The following is an 18,080-nucleotide window of genomic DNA, read 5'->3' on the forward strand; positions in this document are numbered from 1 at the left end:
AGGTGGCCGCCGACTTGACGAACCCTTTCTCCAGGGGGGCGCACGGGTGCACGGGGCAGCGCTGGGTGAATCACTTCCGAAGCACGTCATGCGACCGGCGGTCTTCTTGGCGCCACTCGGGCTTCTCGGGGAGGCCTTACGTCTTTTCCTCATACACGGAGCCGGAGAAGAACGCGGTTTCAGAAGGAGCCGGTCTCCACGAGCCGGGCCAGGTTCGCCAGGGCTGTGCGGGTGCCCGTCTCGTTGTCGGCGGCGGGCACGGCATCGGGGATGCCCTCGTGCACCATCAGCACATCGGTGCCGCCGCCCTCCGCGTCGGTGAGCGTGGTCGTCAGCGTCATGGCGCCGCCCAACGCGGGGTCGGTGGTCTCGAACTCCAGCACCTCCACCACCTGCTCGTTGGGCACCAGCCGCGCGAAGTGCCCGTGGTAGGTATCGGTGTGCGCGGACGACTTCCCCGAGGCGTCCGGTGCTTCGTAGGTGAGCGAGACCCGGAACCTGCCGCCCTCCCGGGCGTCGAACGCGTGCACCTCGCCGCTCATGCCGCGCGGCACCCGCCAGCGCGCGATCGCCTCCGGGCTCACCAGCGCCCGGTAGACGGCGGCACGAGGAGCGTCGACGTGGCCGAAGACCCGGGACGTGTACATGGGGTCACCCTAGGCGCCACCCCGGGCATCGGGCACAGACGCGGGCGGGCGGTCCCCATCAAATCCGGCCTGAGCGGTGTGGTCCGCCCCGTTCGGCAGGGGCGGTTCCGATGCGAGGCTGTGCAGCTCCTCGTCCGTGAGGAGGCGGGAGCGCAGCAGGAAGCGGACGCCCTCCGGGGCCTCCAGCGAGAAGCCGCTGCCGCGGCCCGGGACCACGTCCACGGTGAGATGGGTGTGCGACCAGTACGTGAACTGGTCCGCGCTCATCCAGAACGGTGTGTCCCCGGCCACGTGCCCCAGCAGGACGTCCGAGGCACCCACCCGGAACTCGCCCCGCGGATAGCACATCGGGGCGCTGCCGTCGCAGCAGCCGCCGGACTGGTGGAACATCACCGGCCCGTGCGTCCCGGTCAGCCGCCGCAGCAGTTCCTCGGCGGCGGGGGTGAGTTCGACGCGTCCTGTGCGCACGGACATGTGGTCCTCCTTGCGGCGACCAGTGGGTCGGGAACCGGTCCTTGTCGCGAGTCCTCCAGTATCCGCCTCCGTACCGGCAGGGTCCATGAGGCGGGAGGGGGACAGCGACGGCCTGCTCAACCGGCGCGGCGACGGCCTGCTCAACCGGTGCGGCGACGGCCTGCTCAACCGGTGCGGCGACGGCCTGCCGTCCGGTGCGGTGGCCCGGCCCAGGGCGCTGGTTGAATGCCGGGCGTGACCGAAACCGACACGCACCAGTCCGACCGCTGGGTCCGGTACTTCGCCCGACGTGGGTATCCCCGCGCACGGCGGCTCGCTTGTGGAATGGAGGGGACCGTCTACCGGCTCCGGGACGGGACCGTGGCCAAGGTGTGGGACGGGCGCCCTCCGGAGGACTTCGGCCTCACCCGGCGGCTGTACGCCGACATCGCCGCGCATCCCCTGCCCTTCGGCACTCCGGAGATCCTCGACGTCGAGGAGCACGACGGGGTGCTCGTCAGCTACGAACGCGAGCTCGGCGGACGACCGCTGCGCTCGGATCAGGACGGCGGTGAGCCGCCCGCCCGTGACCTGCCCCGCAGTGAGACCGACGCCCTGCTCACCGTCCTGCGCGCACTGGCCTCCGTGCCGGGCACCGAGGCCATGCGGCGCCTGGTGGTCCAGGGGGACGACCGGCCGCTCTGGCAGGGCCACTCCCGCTTCCCCGACGCGCTCGCCGCCCTCGTGGAACGGGCCGCCGGCCGCAACCGCGACGCCCTCGCCGCGCAGGTGCCCGGACTCGCGGACATCGTGTCCCGCACGGCCGCCGCGCTGCGGGCGCTGCCCGGCCGGGCCGACAGCGTCGTCCACGGCGACCTGGTGCCGCCCAACATCCACATGGACGAGGCCGGACGCCCGGTCGCCGTCCTCGACTTCGGGTTCTGCACCACCGCCGGCGACCCCGCCTTCGAGGCCGCGGTCACGGCCGCCGTCTGGGACATGTACGGACCCCACGCCGCCCACCACACCGCCGAGCTGACCCGTCACTTCGCCCGGGAACTGGGCCATGCCGAAGAGGACCTGATCCTTTACCGGAAGGCCTACGCCCTCATCACCTACGACCTCTTCGGCAGGGGCCCGCACGACGGGCACTTCCGCTGGTGCGCCGCCCAGCTGCGGTGACGCGGACTACAGCAGGTCGCGGGGGACCTTCTCGTTCCAGGTGCGGGAGAAGACCCGGCGGTCGGACTCGTACGCGTCGAGGGTGGCGTCGACGAAGAAGTCCGTCTCGTCGCACGTGAGCCGGGTGCGGGTGACCACCCGTGCGTCCCAGTCGTCCCGCGCGAACCGCATGGTCCACGTGGTCTCGCCGCCGACCGAGGTGAAGTCGTCGGCGACCGCCGTGTAGCGCTCGTGGGCGCGGCGGCCGGACTCCAGGCCGATGTCCTCGAAGCGGACCGTGCCCCGGTCCTTCACGATGTCCAGCTCGGAGCGGTAGTCGATCAGATCCCGCTTGACCTCCCAGCGCTCCTCCGGGGGCGTCACCTGGGTCATGGCCAGCGGAGGAGCGCCCTCGGGCTCACCGAAGGGCGACGACGGCACCTCGTCGGGCTCCTCCACCGGCCGCACCGGCAGAGTGAGCGTGCTGGAGTGCTCGTGGACGCTGAGCAGGGCCGGCTTCGGCGCGGGCCAGGCCAGCGGCCAGTAGGACGTCGACAGGGACAGCCGGATGCGGTGGCCCGGCGGGAACGCCTGCGCCACACCGTTCAGCGGGATGGTGGCCCGGTAGCGCCGCCCCGGCTCCAACGGCTCAGGGTCCTCCGTGCTGTCACGGCGGGTCAGGTTCAGGATGCCGTACGAGACGCGTGTGGCGGCACCGTCGGGGCTCACGTCGGACAGCCGCGCGGCCACCATGGCGACCGGCTCGCTGACCGACAGGTCGAGCTCCACGCTCGGCGAGCCGAGGATCTCCACCGGCTCGGTCAGCGGCTCGGTGTCGAAGACGAGGGAACCGCCGTCCTCCTCCCGCTGGTCGTAGGGCAGGTCCGGGGGCGCGTTGTAGGAGGCCCACTTGCCCGCGAACTGGCCGACGGACAACGGCGAACGCACGGTCATCGCCGCACCGCCCTCGGACGCCGTCACGGTCGTGTCCTTCGCGGTCGCGTCCTGTCCGGGCCCGATCGTGTGCCGGGTGAGCGGGTGTGTGACGGGCCGGATGTGCGGGGACGGCCAGTCGGGCTCGCCCACCCAGCGGCCCGGCCGCTCCTCGTAGGAGGTGGAGGGCGGCACGCTGTCCTGCATCCACGCCTGCAGCATCGGCCCGTCCATGACGCCGTTGTCGACGCCCTTCAGCCAGTGGTCCCACCACCGCACGAGTTCCTGGAGGTAGCCGATCGCGGGCCCGGGCTCCCCGAGGTGCGGGAACTTGTGCGACCAGGGCCCGATCAGCCCCTTGCGTGGCACGTCCAGATTCCCCAGCAGCCGGGTCACGGCGTTGGAGTAGCCGTCCGCCCAGCCGCTGGAGGCCAGGACCGGGCAGCGCACGCTCGTGTAGTCCTCGCACACCGAGGCGTGCCGCCAGTAGTCGTCGCGGCGCTGGTGGCGCAGCCACTCCAGCACCCACGGCTCGGTGTTCTCCAGCCGCTCGTGCCACATCTCGCGCCAGCGCTCGCCGACCACGGCCGGGTCGGGCGGGCAGGTGCCGTAGGCGAACATCGTGCCCGCCTCGGCCAGGTTGTCCGACAGCAGGGCGCCGCCCATGTAGTGCATGTCGTCGGCGTGCCGGTCGTCCGTGAAGGACGCGATGGCGATGGCCTTCAGGCTCGGCGGCCGGCGGGCCGCGACCTGCAGCGCCGCGAACGCGCCCCAGGAGATGCCCATCATGCCCGTGCCGCCGTCGCACCAGGGCTGCTCCGCCAGCCAGGCCAGGACCTCCTCGGCGTCCGCCTGCTCCCGTTCCAGGTACTCGTCGCGCAGCACGCCCTCCGAGTCACCGGTGCCGCGCAGGTCGACACGGACACAGGCGTAGCCGTGCCCGGCGAGGTAGGGGTGGTGGATCGAGTCCCGTACGGCCGTCAGATCGCGCTTGCGGTACGGGATGTACTCCAGCACCGCCGGCACCGGCTCCTGGTCGGAGGAGGTGGGGCGCCAGATGTGCGCCGAGAGCCGGACCCCGTCGGACATCGGGATCGTGACGTGCTCTTCTTCCTTCGTCTCGTACGGCAGGTTGGTCACGTAACGCATGGAAGTGACGTGCTCCTCACTTTCGCGTGGCGTCGGTCTCGGCCGGGGCGTCCTCGAAGGCCAGACCCAGGGCGGCCACGCAGTGGTCGAACTTCTCCCGCAGCTCCGCCTCGTCGGCCCCGCCGGTGTAGATGTGCGCCAGCTCGTAGCTGTAGCTGTCCTGCCCGGGCAGCTCCGAGAGCCTGTCGCCCTGCTCGGGGACCACCTCGATGCGCACCCCCGGTGTCTCCCGCTCGATGCGGGCGATCTCCTCGGGGCCCGGCACCCGGCGCACCACACCGTCGGTGAACCAGCGGTGGTACCACTTCGCCGCCATCGCGTACTCGCCCTCGCGGTGCGGCATGTGCGGGTCCTCGCCCAGGGCGAGACGGACCATGCAGTGGTGGTTGGGTACGCCGTCGACGTACTGGAACAGCTCCGCGTGCGACTGGGAGTGCCGCGGGTTGATCTCCAGCAGGTTGATCTCCTGGGTCCGCGGGTCGTAGAAGTACTCGATGCTGAAGGTGGCCGAGTCCATCCCGATCTGCCGCATCACCCGCTCGCTGACGTCGTGCAGTTGCGCGATGGCCGGGGGCGGCAGCATCGAGGGGTACTGATGACGCAGGAAGCAGGGGGAGTCCGGGTACTGGATGGAGTCCAGGACCCCGTAGATCGTCACCTCGCCCTGGTGGACATAGCCCTCGACGGCCACCTGGACGCCTGACATGGCCCCCTCCGCGAGACAGACCCGGCCGCCCACGCCGTTCATCTCGGGCGGCAGGTCGATGCGTTCGAGGACGTGCTCGAAGGGGCGGCCGATGCGGGATATGCCCTCGCGGATCTCGGCGACCGCCTTGCGGAACTCCTCCTCGTCGTCCACTCCGAAGGCGAGTTCGGAGGAGTACGACAGGGCGGGCTTGAGCCACATCGGGAAGGTCACGTCGTCCGGCGGGCGGGGCGGCTCGGCCGACAGGTCGACCTGGCCGAAGGGCGGGTGCCGGTCGGTGGCCTTCTGCTGCTCCAACCGGCTCCAGTACTTGTGCTCGCACTTGACCACGGACTCAAGGCTGGTGCTGCGGGTGCCGTAGCGTTCGCTGAGCATCGGGACGAGGGTGCTGACCGGGAAGTCCCAGTAGCCGACGATCGCGTCGATGCTGCCGTCGAACGCGTCGAGCACGCCCTGGGCCTTGTCGAGCAGTGTCGGCAGGTCCACCTCGCCGACCTGGAGCTCCTCGATCGTCAGCAGCTGGTGAAAGCGCAGCTGGTCGGCTCCCGGGACCTGCTGGAGCGTGGGCAGATTGGCCTCGTCGAGCCCGATCACGAAGACGTTCTTCACCGTCTCGTCAGACACGGCTCTCCTTCCGACGAACATACGGCCCGAAGGCCGGCTTGCAAGATCGTCGGAGTACCCCTGGTGCCTGTCGGCATGCCGCTTCGGACACCCCGCCCGTACCGGACACCGGGGAACAGGCCCGTCGTGACCGGGACACCGTCGGCACGCGTGTGCCGGCTCACACTCCGGTCGGCAAGGGCTGTTCCGCCCAGATGGTCTTGCCCGTGGCCGTCTGGCGGCTGCCCCACCGCTCGGCGAGCTGGGCGACCAGCAGCAGCCCCCGCCCGCCCTCGTCGAAGACCCGGGCCCGGCGCAGATGTGGCGCGGTGCTGCTGCCGTCGGACACCTCGCAGATGAGGGTCGCGTCGCGGATCAGCCGCAGCTCGATGGGGGCGCCGCCGTACCGCAGCGCGTTGGTGACCAACTCGCTGACGATCAGTTCGGTGGCGAACTCCGCCTCCGTGAGCCCCCATTCGGCCAGCTGCTCACCTGCCATCTTGCGGGCCCGGGCCACGGCCGCGGGGTCCGGTGGCAGGTGCCAGGTGCGAACCTGCCCGGCGTCGAGCACGGCCGTCCGCGCCAGCATCAGCACGACGTCGTCGGCGGGCCGGCCGGTCAGCAGCGTGCGCAGCACCTGCTCGCAGGTCTCCTCCAGCGCGCCGGCGGGGCCGCTCAGTGCCTGGCGCAGCAGGGCGGCACCGGCCTCGATGTCGTGCCCGGGCGCCTCGAGCAGACCGTCGGTGTAGAGGGCGAGGAGGCTGTTCTCCTCCAGCTGGATCTCGGAGGCCTCGAACGGCAGGCCGCCCAGGCCCAGCGGCGGCCCGGCCGGCAGGTCCAGGAACCGTACGCCGCCGTCGGGTGTGACCAGCGCGGGAGGCGGATGCCCGGCGCGGGCCAGGGTGCAGCGGCGGGACACCGGGTCGTACACGGCGTACAGGCAGGTGGCGCCGACCTGCCCCGGCGTCTCCTCCGTCCCGCGCACCTCCGGTCCCTCCTCCCGGTCGAGCCGGATGACGAGGTCGTCCAGCTGGGTGAGCAGCTCGTCGGGGGCGAGATCGACATCGGCGAGCGTGCGTACCGCGGTCCGCAGGCGGCCCATCGTGGCCGACGCGTGGATGCCGTGGCCGACCACGTCGCCCACCACCAGGGCCACGCGGGTGCCGGACAGCGGGATCACGTCGAACCAGTCGCCTCCGATGTCCGCACCGGACCCGGTCGGCAGATAGCGGTAGGCGATGTCCATCGCCGCCAGCTCCGGAAGCCGCTCGGGCAGCAGACTGCGCTGGAGCGCCAGCGCCGTGCGTCGCTCCCGCGTGAAGCGGCGGGCGTTGTCCACGCTCACCGCGGCCCGGGCGACGATGTCCTCCGCGAGCAGCAGGTCGTCCTCGCTGAATGCCTCCGGGGTTTGGTGGCGCAGGAAGTGCACCATGCCGAGGATCACGCCCCGGGCGCGCAGCGGCACCATCATCACCGAGTGGATCAGGTACCTGGACACGGTCTCGGCCCGGGCGGGGGAGGACTCGAGCCACTCCAGCAGATCCGGATCCCCCGGCCGGTGCCGGGCGCCCCGCTCGGCGGCCAGGATCCGCAGCGGAAGCGTCCCCACCGGGTAGCGGATCGCGCCGCCCGGCGCCACTACCGACTCCGGGCAGCCTTCCAGTACCGACCGCTGCGCGCTGCGGCGCAGCATGACCGGCGTGTCCGGCGGCAGCGGCCCCGGCTCGTCACCCCGGGCCACGGACTCCAGCAGATCCACCGTGACGAAGTCCGCGAACCCCGCCGTGACGGCCACCTCCGCCATCTCCTCGGCCGTCCGGGTCACGTCCAGGGTGCTCCCGATCCGCAGACTGGCCTCGTTGATCACCGCCAGCCGCCGTCGGGCCCAGGACTGCTCCGTGGTGTCGAACACGGTGGCCGACATGCCCTGGACCGTGCCGGTCTCGTCCTTCAGCGGTGACAGGAACATCGACCAGGCGTGCGGCCGGACCTCGCCCGGAGCCTTGTCGTGTTCCTCGTGGAAGATCATCTCGCCGGTGCGCAGCACCTCCCGCTGAAGGCGGTCGTAGGTGTCGAAGGGCGGGTTCGGCTCGATCTCCCACAGGGTCAGGCCCTTCATGTCCTCCTCGGACCTGCCCATCACCTCCGTCATGATGTCGTTGGCCCCGACCAGCCGGGCATCCCGGTCGTAGACCGCCACCGGCACGGGGAGCTGGGCGAGCGTGAGGTCCCACAGGGGCAGGGGCCTCGGCGCGGCCCGGGGGTGGGCCGGTACGGTGCCGGTCACGAGCCAGAGCCGCCGGCCCTCCGCGTCCCGCAGCGGCGTCCCCCGCAGCCGGACCACGACCCGGTTGCCGTCCCGGTGCCGCAGCGCCACCTCGCCGGACCACGGCCGGCCCTCGGCCACGTGCCGCCGCGTGGATGCGGGGAGGTCGGTGGTGAGCAGGTCGGTGACGGGCCGGCCCACGGTTTCGGCGGGTTCGTGTCCGAGCAGGCGGCGGGCACCGGCGCTCCACACCATGATCACTCCGCCGGCGTCGACGACGACCGCCAAGTCCTCCGGTACGCGTCCCTGCACGGTGCCTCCGGATGTACCGCACCTGCCTACTCGGTCCTGCACCCGATTGTCCCGCTACCGGCTCGCTGAGGCTCGTCTGCCGACAGGCGCCACCGTGACCAGCGCGTACGTCAGATCGCCGCGCGGATCGCCCGCTCGAACCCCTCGACGTGTCCCCGGGCGAGGCGCGCCGCCCGCTCCGGCTCACCCGCGACGATCGCCTCGATCAGCGGCCCGTGCTCCTCGACGTGACCCGCCATGTCCGACAGGCGGTCGAGGAACAGGCACCAGATGCGGGTGGCGAGGTTGTCGTGCCGGACGAGGGTGTCCTCCAGGTAGGGGTTGTGCGCGGCGGCGTAGACCGCGCGGTGGACCTGGAGGTCCAGGTGCATCAGGGCGGTCGCGTCCTGCCGGGCGGGGGCCGCGCTCTCCAGCTCCCGCCGCAGCGCCGTCAGAACCTCCCGGTCCGCTGCCGTGGCGCGGCGCGCGGCCTGGGCGGCGGCCAGGGGCTCCAGCTCCTGGCGCACCTCGGAGATATGGGCGAGGTCGGTGATGTTGACCTCGGTGGCGAAGGTGCCGCGCCGGGGGTAGGTCGTGATCAGACGCTCGTACTGGAGCCGCTTCAGCGCCTCGCGCACCGGGGTCCGGCCGACGCCGAGGGACTGCGCCAGCTGCTCCTCGTGGATCGGCGCGCCCGGCCGGATCTCGAGCATCACGAGCCGGTCGCGGATGCCCCGGTAGGCGCGCTCGGCGAGGGACAACTCCTCGCCGCCGGGCTGTGTGCTCCGCGAGTTCCCGCTGGTGGGCTCGGTCGCCAGCTGCTGCATGAATGCCCCCTTGACCTGTCCGGCGAGCTCCCATACCGTACCGCAGAGACTGATATATCAGTTCGGCATCAGTTGGCTCCCAGGATGGTGCACCCATGGCAACCAGCCCGTCGACCAGCACACCCGCCCTGGCCACCCGCGGTTTCGGCGCGACGGAGTTCCGGGAGGGCGCCGACCGCGTCGCCGAGACCCTGAAGGGCCGACGGCCGGACGGCGACCTGCGCGAGCGGGCCGGCGCACTCGCCACCGCATTCCCCCTCTGCGCGGACGGAGCCCTGGCATGACCGCACAGCCGCTGCCGGAGCACCCGGACTTCCTCTGGCGCAATCCCGAGCCGCGCTCCTCGTACGACGTCGTCATCGTCGGCGCGGGCGGCCACGGCCTGGCCACCGCCTACTACCTCGCCGAGAACCACGGCATCACCGACGTCGCCGTCCTGGAGAAGGGCTGGCTGGCCGGCGGCAACATGGCCCGCAACACCACGATCATCCGCTCCAACTACCTCTGGGAGGAGAGCGCCGCGATCTACGAGCACGCGCTCAAGCTGTGGGAGCGGCTCCCCGAGGAGCTCGACTACGACTTCCTGTTCAGCCAGCGCGGTGTCCTCAACCTCGCGCACACCCTCCAGGACGTCCGCGAGGGCATGCGCCGGGTGAACGCCAACCGGCTCAACGGAGTCGACGCCGAGTGGCTCGAACCGGACCAGGCCGCCAAGGTCTGCCCCATCCTCAACGTCTCGCCCCGCAGCCGCCATCCCGTCCTCGGCGCCACCTTCCAGCCCCGGGCCGGCATCGCCAAGCACGACCACGTCGCCTGGGCGCTGGCCCGCCGTGCCGACGAGCTGGGCGTGGACCTGATCCAGGGCTGTGAGGTCACCGGATTCGTCAAGGACGGCGACCGCGTCGTGGGCGTCGAGACCAGCCGGGGCCGTATCCACACCGGCCGGGTCGGGCTCGCGGCGGCCGGGCACAGCAGTGTGCTGGCCGAACGGGCGGGCGTGCGGCTGCCGGTGCAGTCACACCCCCTGCAGGCCCTGGTCTCGGAGCTGCACGAGCCGGTGCACCCGACGGTCGTCATGTCGAACCACGTGCACGTCTACGTCTCCCAGGCGCACAAGGGCGAGCTGGTGATGGGCGCGGGCGTCGACTCCTACAACGGCTACGGCCAGCGCGGCTCCTTCCACGTCATCGAACGGCAGATGGCCGCCGCCGTCGAGCTGTTCCCCGTCTTCGCCCGGGCGCACGTGCTGCGCACCTGGGGCGGCATCGTCGACGTCACCCCCGACGCCTCGCCGATCATCGGCGGCACCCCCGTCCAGGGTCTGTACGTCAACTGCGGCTGGGGCACCGGTGGCTTCAAGGCAACCCCGGCCGCCGGCTGGACCTTCGCGCACACCCTCGCCACGGGCGAGCCGCATCCGCTGAACGCCCCCTTCGCCCTCGAACGCTTCACCACGGGCGCCCTGATCGACGAACACGGCGCAGCGGCCGTGGCCCACTGAGGAGGACACGACCGTGCTGCTGATCACCTGCCCGTGGTGCGGCCCGCGGGACGAGACGGAGTACCACTACGGCGGACAGGCCCACGTCCCCCACCCCGAGGCCCCTTCCGACCTCACAGACGAGCAGTGGGCCGCCTACGTGTTCTTCCGCGACAACCCCAAAGGTCCCTTCGCCGAACGCTGGATGCACGCCACCGGCTGCCGCCGCTGGTTCAACGTCCTGCGCGACACCGCCACCCACGAGGTGCTGACCACCTACCGGCTCGACGAGCCGCGCCCCGGAGGGACCCGATGACCGAACAGCGCTTCCGGCTCCCGCAGGGTGGCCGAGTCGACCGCGGCGCCGTGCTGCGCTTCACCGTCGACGGACGGGAGTTGACCGGGCATCCCGGCGACACCCTCGCTTCGGCCATGCTGGCGAACGGGCTCGTCGAGGTCGCCCCGTCGCTCTATCGCGGCCGCCCGCGCGGCATCACCGCCGCGGGCGTCGAGGAGCCCAACGCCCTGGTCCAGCTGGACGGCCCCTGTTCGGAGGGCATGCTCCCGGCCACGACCGTCGAGCTGTACGACGGCCTGTCCGCCACCACGCTCTCCGGGATGGGCCGCCTCGATACGGCCCCCGACCCGGCCGTCTACGACAAGAAGTACGTCCACACCGACGTCCTCGTCGTCGGCGCCGGACCGGCGGGGCTTTCGGCCGCCGCCGCGGCGGCCGGTTCCGGCGCACGGGTGATCCTCGTCGACGAGCGGCCCGAGCCCGGTGGTTCGCTGTTCCACGACACCCAGTGGATCGCCGACGTCGGGGCGGCCCTGAACGCCGCGCCCGAGGTCGTCGTCCTGCCCCGCACCACGGCCTTCGGCTCCTACGACGACAACTACGTCCTCGCCCTGCAGCGCCGCACCGACCACCTGGGACCCGCCGCCCCCGAAGGCGTCTCACGCCAGCGGCTCTGGCACATCCGCGCCCGGCAGGTGGTGCTGGCCACCGGCGCGCACGAGCGCCCGCTGGTCTTCGCCGGCAACGACCGGCCCGGGGTGATGCTCTCCTGCGCCGTGCGGACGTACCTCAACCGCTATGCCGTGGCCCCCGGTTCACGGGCCGTGGTGAGCACGACCAACGACAGTGCCTACGACACGGTCGCCGATCTGCACGCGGCCGGGATCGGCATCGTCACCGTCGTGGACGCCCGGCCCGAACTGTCCCGGCGCGCGGCCGAGATCGCCGGAGCGACCGGGGTGCAGGTGCTGACGGGCAGCACGGTCGTCGACACGGCGGGCTGCGGCCGCCTCACCGGCGTCACCGTGCAGGCGCTCGACGCCGAGGGCCGACTCGCCGGACAGCAACGGTCGTTCGACTGCGATCTGCTCGCCGTCTCCGGCGGATGGAGCCCGGTGGTGCACCTGCACAGCCAGCGGCAGGGCCGGCTGCGCTGGGACGGCGAGTTGGTCGCCTTCGTACCCGACGGTGCTGTGCGCGACCAGCAGATCGTCGGTGCGGCGCGGGGGACGTACGACCTCGACGGCTGCCGTGCCGAGGGGGCGCGGGCGGGCGCGCTGGCTGCGACCAAGGCCGGGTTCCCGGTCGCCGTACCACCCGAGGGCGCGCGGCCCCCCGGCGGCCCGACGCGCGCGCTGTGGCTCGTGCCCGGCACCGACGGCGAACCCGGCACCTGGGACAGCCACTTCGTCGACCTCCAGCGTGATGTCAGCGTCGCCGACGTGTGGCGGTCCACCGGCGCCGGTATGCGCGGCGTCGAACACGTCAAGCGCTACACCTCCCTCGGCACCGCCAACGACCAGGGCAAGACCTCGGGCGTCAACGCGATCGGCGTCATCGCCGAAGCGCTCGGCGGTTCACCGGGCGAGATCGGCACCACGGCCTACCGGGCGCCGTACACGCCGGTCGCCTTCGCCGCCCTGGCCGGGCGGGAACGAGGCGACCTGCTCGACCCGGAGCGCACTACCCCCCTCCACGGCTGGCACGTGGCACACGGCGCGGAGTTCGAGGACGTCGGGCAGTGGAAGCGCCCGCGGTACTACCCACGGCCCGGCGAGGACATGGACGCCGCCGTGGCCCGCGAGTGCCGTGCGGCCCGTGAGGGGGTGGCCTTCATGGACGCCTCCACCCTCGGCAAGATCGAGATCCGGGGCGCGGACGCGGGCGAGTTCCTCAACCGGATCTACACCAACGCCTTCAAGAAGCTGAAGCCCGGCACCGCCCGCTACGGCGTGATGTGCAAGCCCGACGGGATGATCTTCGACGACGGTGTGACGCTGCGGCTCGACGACGACCGCTACTTCATGACCACCACGACCGGGGGTGCCGCCGGAGTCCTGGACTGGCTGGAGGAGTGGCTCCAGACCGAGTGGCCCCACCTCGACGTGCACTGCACCTCGGTGACCGAGCAGTGGTCGACGATCGCGGTCGTCGGCCCCAGGTCCCGCGAGGTCGTCGCCCGGCTCGCCCCCGACATCGATCTGTCCGCCGAAGCGTTCCCCTTCATGGCCTTCCGTGAGACCACCCTGGCCTGCGGCGTCCCGGCCCGCGTCTGCCGGATCTCCTTCTCCGGCGAACTGGCCTACGAGATCAACGTCTCGGGGTGGTACGGCCTGGCTGTCTGGGAGCGGGTGCACGAGGCCGGGCAACCGTACGGCATCACCCCGTACGGCACCGAGACCATGCACGTGCTGCGGGCCGAGAAGGGATACATCATCGTCGGGCAGGACACCGACGGCACCGTCACCCCGCAGGACGCGGGCATGTCCTGGGTGGTCTCGAAGCAGAAGGACTTCATCGGCAAGCGGTCCTTCTCCCGCGCCGACACCGCCCGCGCCGATCGCAAGCACCTGGTCGGCCTGCTGCCGCGCGACCGCACGACCCGGCTCCCCGAGGGCACGCAACTCGTGGCCCAGGGCGTCTCCTTGGAGACCCTCCCGGTGCCGATGCTCGGCCACGTCACCTCCAGCTACCACAGCCCGGCACTCGACCGCCCCTTCGCCCTTGCCCTCGTCACCGGCGGGCGGGACCGGATCGGCGAGACCCTGCTCGCCCCGGTGGGCGAGGACCTCGTGCCCGTCGAAGTGGCCGACTGCGTCCTCTACGACCCGGAAGGGACCAAGCGAGATGGCTGACACCGGTATCACGGCCTTGCGCAGCAGCCCGCTGGCTCATCTGGCGGACCGGATGCGCGCCGCCGCCGTCACCGGCGCCCGGGGCGTCACGCTGCGGGAGCTGCCGTTCCTCCACATGGTGAACGTGCGCGTGGACCCCTCCTCCGCAGCGGCCGGCCGGATCGAGACGGCTCTGGGGGCGCCACTCCCGCGCCGGTGCGGCGACACCACCGCGTCCGGCCCCCGCACGGTCCTCTGGCTGGGCCCCGACGAGTGGCTCGTGCTGTCCCGGTCCGATGAGGCCGCCGCATCGCGGGAGGCACTGGGGCAGGATCCCGGCTCGGTCGTGGACGTCTCCGCGAACCGCACGACGCTGGAGCTGAGCGGACCGTCCGCCCGGCAGGTGCTGGAGAAGGGCTGCCCCCTGGACCTGCATCCCCGGTCCTTCGGCCCGGGTCGGGCGGTGTCGACCACGGTGGGTCCCGTGGCCGTCCTGCTCTGGCAGACCGACGACGCGCCGACGTACCGCCTGCTGCCGCGCTCCTCGTTCGCCGACTACCTGGGGCGCTGGATCGTCGACGCGATGAGCGAGTTCGGCGGACCGGAGGTGCTGTGAAATCCCCCTTGCGGCAGTGGGCCGCTCGGGCCCCTCAGCCGGCCAGGCGTTCCACCAGCAGGAACCCGCCGATGGCGATCATCATCGCGCCGGACGCCCGGGTCACCGCCCGGGCCGCGGAGGGCCTGGTCCTCAGGACGGTGCGGGCGAGGACTCCGACGGTGAGGTAGACGACGGCGCAGGCGGTCATGTGCAGCGAGCCGAGCAGGCCGGTCTGGCCCGCGACCGGCCAGGCACCCGCGGGGTCGATGAACTGCGGGAACAGCGAGAAGTAGAGCAGCAGCGCCTTGGGGTTGAGGCCGCTGGTCCCGATTCCCCGGAGCAGGACCCGCGCACGGGAGGACCCTTCGGCGCCCGGTTCCCGCACGCCGGCCGTCAGGGCCGCCGGCTGCCGCAACACCCCCCAGCCGAGCCACACCAGATAGCCGGCCCCGGCCACGGTCAGCCCGGTCAGCAGCGTCCCCGAGCTCGCCACGATCACCACCAGTCCCGCCACGGCGAGCAGCGTGTAGCCCGCGTATCCGGCGACCAGTCCGGCGACGGCCGGCACGACCGACCGGTCCCGCAGACCGGCGGTGATCGCGTAGGCCCAGTCCGCGCCGGGGGTGAATACCAGCAGGAGATCCACTGCGAGGAAGGCCGCCAGCGTGGTCGTGTCCATCGATCGTTCCCTCTCACGTGCTGCGGTGCGAGAGGAAGGCTAGGCCGGATCTGCCCGAAAGTGTTCCCTTCTTTTCTCCTTGATCGCGGCTTCTGGGGCAGAATCTTCTCCATGGATGCCATGGATCGGAAAATTCTTACCGAGCTGCAGCTGGACGGCCGTCTCACGGTCACCGAGCTGGCGGCGCGCGTGCGACTGAGCGTCTCGCCCTGCCACCGCAGGCTGCGCGACCTCGAACGCGACGGTGCGATCCGCGGCTATCGCGCGGTGGTGGACCCGGCCGCCGTGGGCCTGAACTTCGAAGCCCTCGTCTTCGTCACCATGCGCCTGGAGGACGCCGACACGGTCTCCGCGTTCGAAGAGGCGGTCGCCGCCGTCCCGCACGTGCTCCAGGCCCAGCGCCTGTTCGGCGACCCCGACTACCTCCTGCGCGTCGCAGCCACCGACCTGACCGCCTTCCAGCAGCTCTACGACCAGCAGCTCGCCCGGCTCCCGGGTGTTCAGCGCCTCAACTCCACCCTCGTCATGAAGCACATCGTCGACGACCGCCCGCTGCCCGGGTGAGTAGACCCCCGAGAAGGGCACCCGGTCATGGTGCACGGCCCGCGCGTGCGCGCCAGGTCAACCACCGGTGCGCCGTAGGGCAATTGGAGCGTCCGCGCCCGGCCTAGCGTGGCCGTGTCCCTTGCAACAGCCGCCCGGAAACGAGGAAGCAGCACATGCCGTACATCACCGTGGGCCAGGAGAACTCCACCGCCATCGACCTGTACTACGAGGACCACGGTTCCGGTCAGCCGGTCGTCCTCATCCACGGTTTCCCGCTCGACGGGCACTCCTGGGAGCGGCAGAGCGCCGTCCTGCTCGACGCCGGCTACCGCGTGATCACCTATGACCGCCGCGGTTTCGGGCAGTCCGCGCAGCCGACCACCGGCTACGACTACGACACCTTCGCGGCCGACCTGAACACCGTGATGGAGACCCTCGACCTGCAAGACGCCGTCCTCGTCGGCTTCTCGATGGGCACCGGCGAAGTCGCCCGGTACGTGTCCCGCTACGGCACGGACCGGGTCGCCAAGGTCGCCTTCCTCGCCTCCCTGGAGCCCTGCCTGCTCAAGTCCGACGACAACCCCGACGGCGTCGCTCCCAAGGAGTTCTTCGACGGGGTCGTCGCCGCGGTGAAGGCCGACCGCTACGCCTACTACACGGACTTCTACAAGGACTTCTACAACCTCGACGAGAACCTCGGCACGCGGATCAGCGAGGAGGCGGTCCGGCACAGCTGGGACGTCGCCGCGGGCGGCGGCTTCTTCGCCGCGGCCGCCGCGCCCGCGACCTGGTACACCGACTTCCGCGGCGACATCCCGGCGATCGACGTGCCGGCCCTGATCGTGCACGGCACCGGCGACCGCATCCTGCCCGTCGAGGGGACCGCGCGCCCGTTCCACAAGGCCCTTCCCGCCGCGGACTACGTGGAGATCGAAGGCGCACCGCACGGTCTGCTGTGGACCCACGCGGAGGAGGTCAACTCGGCGCTGCTCGCCTTCCTGGCCAAGTGATCGGATTCTTCCTCCGATTCTTCCTGGACCGCCCCGGGGCGGCGTGGTGACATCGTCAAGGCCGGCAGCGGATCCCGCCTGCCGGCCTTCGACGATGTCCAGGGGGGAAGCCAGGTGTCCGTCGTCCTGTCCACCGCGTCACTGCCGGCGGCCGACCGGGGGGAGCGCTGGCACGACGCGGTGTCCCGGACCTTCATCCCGCTCGACGTGCGGCTCCTCGAGGACGACCCGTCGCCCGGCAGCATCGTCAGCCACCGGCTGGGTTCCTTAGGGGTCTCGCAGGTGCAGGCGGGCCCGCAGGTCGTGACCCGCAGCAGGCGGCTGATCGCCCAGGACGGCAAGGAGTTCCTCCAGGAGATCCTCGGTGTCGGGCAGCGGCAAGTCCGCGAGCACGGCGGCCGGGGCGGCGCTGAAGTCACCGGCCGGCAGCAGCGACAGCAGCCGGAACATCCGGGCGGCCTCGGGGGCGAGACGGGAGCAGGACAACGCGAAGGCGGAGTTGACCTTCAGGTCGCCGGCGCTGAGCGCGTCGAGCCGGCGGTCCTCGTCCGCGAGCCTGCCGGCGAGCCGATCGAGGCTCCAGTTGGTGCGCGTGGCGGCCCAGTTCGCGGCCACCCGCAGCGCCAGCGGCAGATGCCCGCACAGGTCGGTCACGACGTCCGCGGCCCTCGGCTCGGCGTCCACCGCCCGGCACCCACGACGGCACGCAGCAGGGCGGCGGACTCCCGCGGGCGCAGGGCTCCGAGCGTGACCCGTCGTACGCCCTCCAGACCGGCGAGCGTGCGTCGGCTCGTCACCACCACGAGCAGCCGCCCAGCACGCGGCAGCAACGGCCTGGCCTGGGCCTCACTGCCCGCGTTGTCCAGCACCAGGACCGCGCACAGTCCTGCGGCGACGTCGTGGTAGCGGGCCAGACGCTCTTCGGCGGTCAGCCGGGCCAGCTCGGCGTCCCCGACGCCCCACGAGCCCAGCAGCCCGGCCACGGCCTGCTCCGCGGGCAACGGCCGCTCGTCCAGACCCCGCATGTCCACCAGGAACGCCCCGTCGGGACAGGGCGTCGACGGTTCCTCGGCCAGCCGAACCGCCAGCGAGGTCTTGCCACTTCCGGGCGGGCCGGACACCACGGCCACCGGCGGCGCGACCACGGCGCCCTCGGCGGCCTCCCGCGCGAGAGCGCGCAGCTCGGTGAGTTCCGCCTGCCGGCCGACGAAGTCCCGCACGCCTCTCGGCAGCGTGTGGGGCGTGGTCCTGACCGGCTCGGCGGGCCGCGCCCCGGGCCGGGCCGCTCGGGCGGCGGCGAGGAGGTCGGCGTGCGCCGCCTCGTCCAGGTCCAGGCCCTGGGCGAGCGCGGTGATGGTGCCCCGGTGCGGACGCCGGCTCCGGCCCCGCTCCATGTCGCCGATGGCCCGCCCCGAGATGCCCGACGCCTCGGCCAGTTCCTCGATCGTCAGCCGGCGGCTCTGCCGTAACGCGCGCAGCAGCCGGCCGAACGGCGCCGTGATCCCCACCCCAGTGCCCACCGCGCGATGATACGGGCACGACCGGCGGCCACGTGGCCGAGCAGGGCCCGCCCTCGCCGGGGACCGTTGCCCGTCTCAC

18 protein-coding genes are annotated in these 18,080 nt (G+C 72.0%); 9 read left to right on the forward strand and 9 right to left on the reverse strand.

The window, feature by feature from the left end; all coding sequences use genetic code 11:
- Nucleotides 1-179: 179 nt before the first annotated feature.
- Together FDO69_RS24780 and FDO69_RS24785 are read right to left on the reverse strand one after the other, a co-directional pair.
- On the reverse strand, nucleotides 180-647 hold the full coding sequence (locus tag FDO69_RS24780; RefSeq protein ID WP_104782051.1) for an SRPBCC domain-containing protein: 468 nt from the start codon (nucleotides 645-647) through the stop codon (nucleotides 180-182).
- Nucleotides 648-656: 9 nt separating this feature from the next.
- Nucleotides 657-1,121 (reverse strand): DUF779 domain-containing protein, encoded by a 465-nt coding sequence (locus tag FDO69_RS24785; protein WP_234388072.1) that lies wholly within the window; start codon nucleotides 1,119-1,121, stop codon nucleotides 657-659.
- Nucleotides 1,122-1,206: 85 nt separating this feature from the next.
- Here FDO69_RS24785 and FDO69_RS41320 point away from each other — a divergent pair, with 85 nt between their 5' ends.
- Nucleotides 1,207-1,359, forward strand: coding sequence for a hypothetical protein (locus FDO69_RS41320; protein WP_159030642.1), 153 nt, complete (start codon nucleotides 1,207-1,209; stop codon nucleotides 1,357-1,359).
- Nucleotides 1,347-2,282 (forward strand): phosphotransferase family protein, encoded by a 936-nt coding sequence (locus FDO69_RS24790; RefSeq protein WP_104782052.1) that lies wholly within the window; start codon nucleotides 1,347-1,349, stop codon nucleotides 2,280-2,282. The genes FDO69_RS41320 and FDO69_RS24790 overlap by 13 nt, the downstream gene beginning before the upstream one ends.
- Before the next feature lie 6 nt (nucleotides 2,283-2,288).
- On the opposite strand, the gene FDO69_RS24795 is transcribed toward FDO69_RS24790, so the two are convergent.
- The 4 genes from FDO69_RS24795 to FDO69_RS24810 form a co-directional block, all read right to left on the reverse strand.
- A complete protein-coding gene (locus FDO69_RS24795; protein WP_104782053.1) occupies nucleotides 2,289-4,343 on the reverse strand; it encodes a CocE/NonD family hydrolase in 2,055 nt (684 codons plus the stop codon).
- Between the two features lie 16 nt (nucleotides 4,344-4,359).
- Nucleotides 4,360-5,673: an ATP-grasp domain-containing protein gene (locus FDO69_RS24800; protein WP_234388074.1), complete on the reverse strand. Its 1,314-nt coding sequence runs from the start codon at nucleotides 5,671-5,673 to the stop codon at nucleotides 4,360-4,362.
- A 160-nt stretch (nucleotides 5,674-5,833) separates the two neighbouring features.
- Nucleotides 5,834-8,230, reverse strand: coding sequence for a SpoIIE family protein phosphatase (locus FDO69_RS24805; RefSeq protein WP_104782055.1), 2,397 nt, complete (start codon nucleotides 8,228-8,230; stop codon nucleotides 5,834-5,836).
- A gap of 110 nt (nucleotides 8,231-8,340) precedes the next feature.
- Entirely contained in the window at nucleotides 8,341-9,036 is a 696-nt protein-coding gene (locus FDO69_RS24810) for a GntR family transcriptional regulator (RefSeq protein ID WP_104782056.1), read from the reverse strand.
- A gap of 95 nt (nucleotides 9,037-9,131) precedes the next feature.
- Between FDO69_RS24810 and FDO69_RS24815 the strand changes: the two genes are divergently transcribed.
- From FDO69_RS24815 to FDO69_RS24835, 5 genes are read left to right on the forward strand one after another with little or no spacing between them, the layout of a single operon-like run.
- The gene (locus tag FDO69_RS24815; protein ID WP_199838305.1) at nucleotides 9,132-9,320 is read left to right on the forward strand and encodes a hypothetical protein; all 189 of its coding nucleotides are present in this window, start codon (nucleotides 9,132-9,134) and stop codon (nucleotides 9,318-9,320) included.
- On the forward strand, nucleotides 9,317-10,537 hold the full coding sequence (locus FDO69_RS24820) for a sarcosine oxidase subunit beta family protein (protein ID WP_104782057.1): 1,221 nt from the start codon (nucleotides 9,317-9,319) through the stop codon (nucleotides 10,535-10,537). Before FDO69_RS24815 ends, FDO69_RS24820 begins: the two co-directional genes overlap by 4 nt.
- Nucleotides 10,538-10,550: 13 nt before the next feature.
- The gene (locus FDO69_RS24825; RefSeq protein ID WP_104782058.1) at nucleotides 10,551-10,832 is read left to right on the forward strand and encodes a sarcosine oxidase subunit delta; all 282 of its coding nucleotides are present in this window, start codon (nucleotides 10,551-10,553) and stop codon (nucleotides 10,830-10,832) included.
- Complete coding sequence (locus FDO69_RS24830; protein ID WP_104782059.1) at nucleotides 10,829-13,669, forward strand: sarcosine oxidase subunit alpha family protein; 2,841 nt, start codon at nucleotides 10,829-10,831, stop codon at nucleotides 13,667-13,669. Before FDO69_RS24825 ends, FDO69_RS24830 begins: the two co-directional genes overlap by 4 nt.
- Complete coding sequence (locus FDO69_RS24835) at nucleotides 13,662-14,264, forward strand: sarcosine oxidase subunit gamma (protein ID WP_104782060.1); 603 nt, start codon at nucleotides 13,662-13,664, stop codon at nucleotides 14,262-14,264. Before FDO69_RS24830 ends, FDO69_RS24835 begins: the two co-directional genes overlap by 8 nt.
- Nucleotides 14,265-14,298: 34 nt before the next feature.
- On the opposite strand, the gene FDO69_RS24840 is transcribed toward FDO69_RS24835, so the two are convergent.
- Nucleotides 14,299-14,925 (reverse strand): LysE family translocator, encoded by a 627-nt coding sequence (locus tag FDO69_RS24840; protein WP_104782061.1) that lies wholly within the window; start codon nucleotides 14,923-14,925, stop codon nucleotides 14,299-14,301.
- A 111-nt stretch (nucleotides 14,926-15,036) separates the two neighbouring features.
- Here FDO69_RS24840 and FDO69_RS24845 point away from each other — a divergent pair, with 111 nt between their 5' ends.
- Together FDO69_RS24845 and FDO69_RS24850 are read left to right on the forward strand one after the other, a co-directional pair.
- On the forward strand, nucleotides 15,037-15,489 hold the full coding sequence (locus tag FDO69_RS24845) for an Lrp/AsnC family transcriptional regulator (protein ID WP_104782062.1): 453 nt from the start codon (nucleotides 15,037-15,039) through the stop codon (nucleotides 15,487-15,489).
- Nucleotides 15,490-15,644: 155 nt separating this feature from the next.
- Complete coding sequence (locus FDO69_RS24850; RefSeq protein WP_104782063.1) at nucleotides 15,645-16,481, forward strand: alpha/beta fold hydrolase; 837 nt, start codon at nucleotides 15,645-15,647, stop codon at nucleotides 16,479-16,481.
- 267 nt (nucleotides 16,482-16,748) lie between these two features.
- Here FDO69_RS24850 and FDO69_RS42200 read toward each other — a convergent pair whose 3' ends face one another.
- The gene (locus tag FDO69_RS42200; RefSeq protein ID WP_234388080.1) at nucleotides 16,749-17,165 is read right to left on the reverse strand and encodes a hypothetical protein; all 417 of its coding nucleotides are present in this window, start codon (nucleotides 17,163-17,165) and stop codon (nucleotides 16,749-16,751) included.
- Nucleotides 17,132-18,001: a helix-turn-helix domain-containing protein gene (locus FDO69_RS42205; protein WP_104782065.1), complete on the reverse strand. Its 870-nt coding sequence runs from the start codon at nucleotides 17,999-18,001 to the stop codon at nucleotides 17,132-17,134. Before FDO69_RS42205 ends, FDO69_RS42200 begins: the two co-directional genes overlap by 34 nt.
- Nucleotides 18,002-18,080 lie beyond the last annotated feature (79 nt).

The organism is Streptomyces tibetensis, from assembly GCF_007655005.1.
GTDB classification, from domain to species: Bacteria; Actinomycetota; Actinomycetes; order Streptomycetales; family Streptomycetaceae; genus Streptomyces; species Streptomyces tibetensis.

What these genes read in the sequence shown, in the direction of transcription:
- FDO69_RS24820 (WP_104782057.1), top strand. Translation starts at nt 9,317, where the DNA reads ATGACCGCACAGCCGCTGCCGGAGCACCCGGACTTCCTCTGGCGCAAT.
- FDO69_RS24780 (WP_104782051.1), bottom strand. Translation starts at nt 647, where the DNA reads ATGTACACGTCCCGGGTCTTCGGCCACGTCGACGCTCCTCGTGCCGCC.
- FDO69_RS24840 (WP_104782061.1), bottom strand. Translation starts at nt 14,925, where the DNA reads ATGGACACGACCACGCTGGCGGCCTTCCTCGCAGTGGATCTCCTGCTG.
- FDO69_RS24795 (WP_104782053.1), bottom strand. Translation starts at nt 4,343, where the DNA reads ATGCGTTACGTGACCAACCTGCCGTACGAGACGAAGGAAGAAGAGCAC.
- FDO69_RS24815 (WP_199838305.1), top strand. Translation starts at nt 9,132, where the DNA reads ATGGCAACCAGCCCGTCGACCAGCACACCCGCCCTGGCCACCCGCGGT.
- FDO69_RS41320 (WP_159030642.1), top strand. Translation starts at nt 1,207, where the DNA reads ATGAGGCGGGAGGGGGACAGCGACGGCCTGCTCAACCGGCGCGGCGAC.
- FDO69_RS24810 (WP_104782056.1), bottom strand. Translation starts at nt 9,036, where the DNA reads ATGCAGCAGCTGGCGACCGAGCCCACCAGCGGGAACTCGCGGAGCACA.
- FDO69_RS24845 (WP_104782062.1), top strand. Translation starts at nt 15,037, where the DNA reads ATGGATGCCATGGATCGGAAAATTCTTACCGAGCTGCAGCTGGACGGC.
- FDO69_RS24830 (WP_104782059.1), top strand. Translation starts at nt 10,829, where the DNA reads ATGACCGAACAGCGCTTCCGGCTCCCGCAGGGTGGCCGAGTCGACCGC.
- FDO69_RS24785 (WP_234388072.1), bottom strand. Translation starts at nt 1,121, where the DNA reads ATGTCCGTGCGCACAGGACGCGTCGAACTCACCCCCGCCGCCGAGGAA.
- FDO69_RS24790 (WP_104782052.1), top strand. Translation starts at nt 1,347, where the DNA reads ATGCCGGGCGTGACCGAAACCGACACGCACCAGTCCGACCGCTGGGTC.
- FDO69_RS24850 (WP_104782063.1), top strand. Translation starts at nt 15,645, where the DNA reads ATGCCGTACATCACCGTGGGCCAGGAGAACTCCACCGCCATCGACCTG.
- FDO69_RS24835 (WP_104782060.1), top strand. Translation starts at nt 13,662, where the DNA reads ATGGCTGACACCGGTATCACGGCCTTGCGCAGCAGCCCGCTGGCTCAT.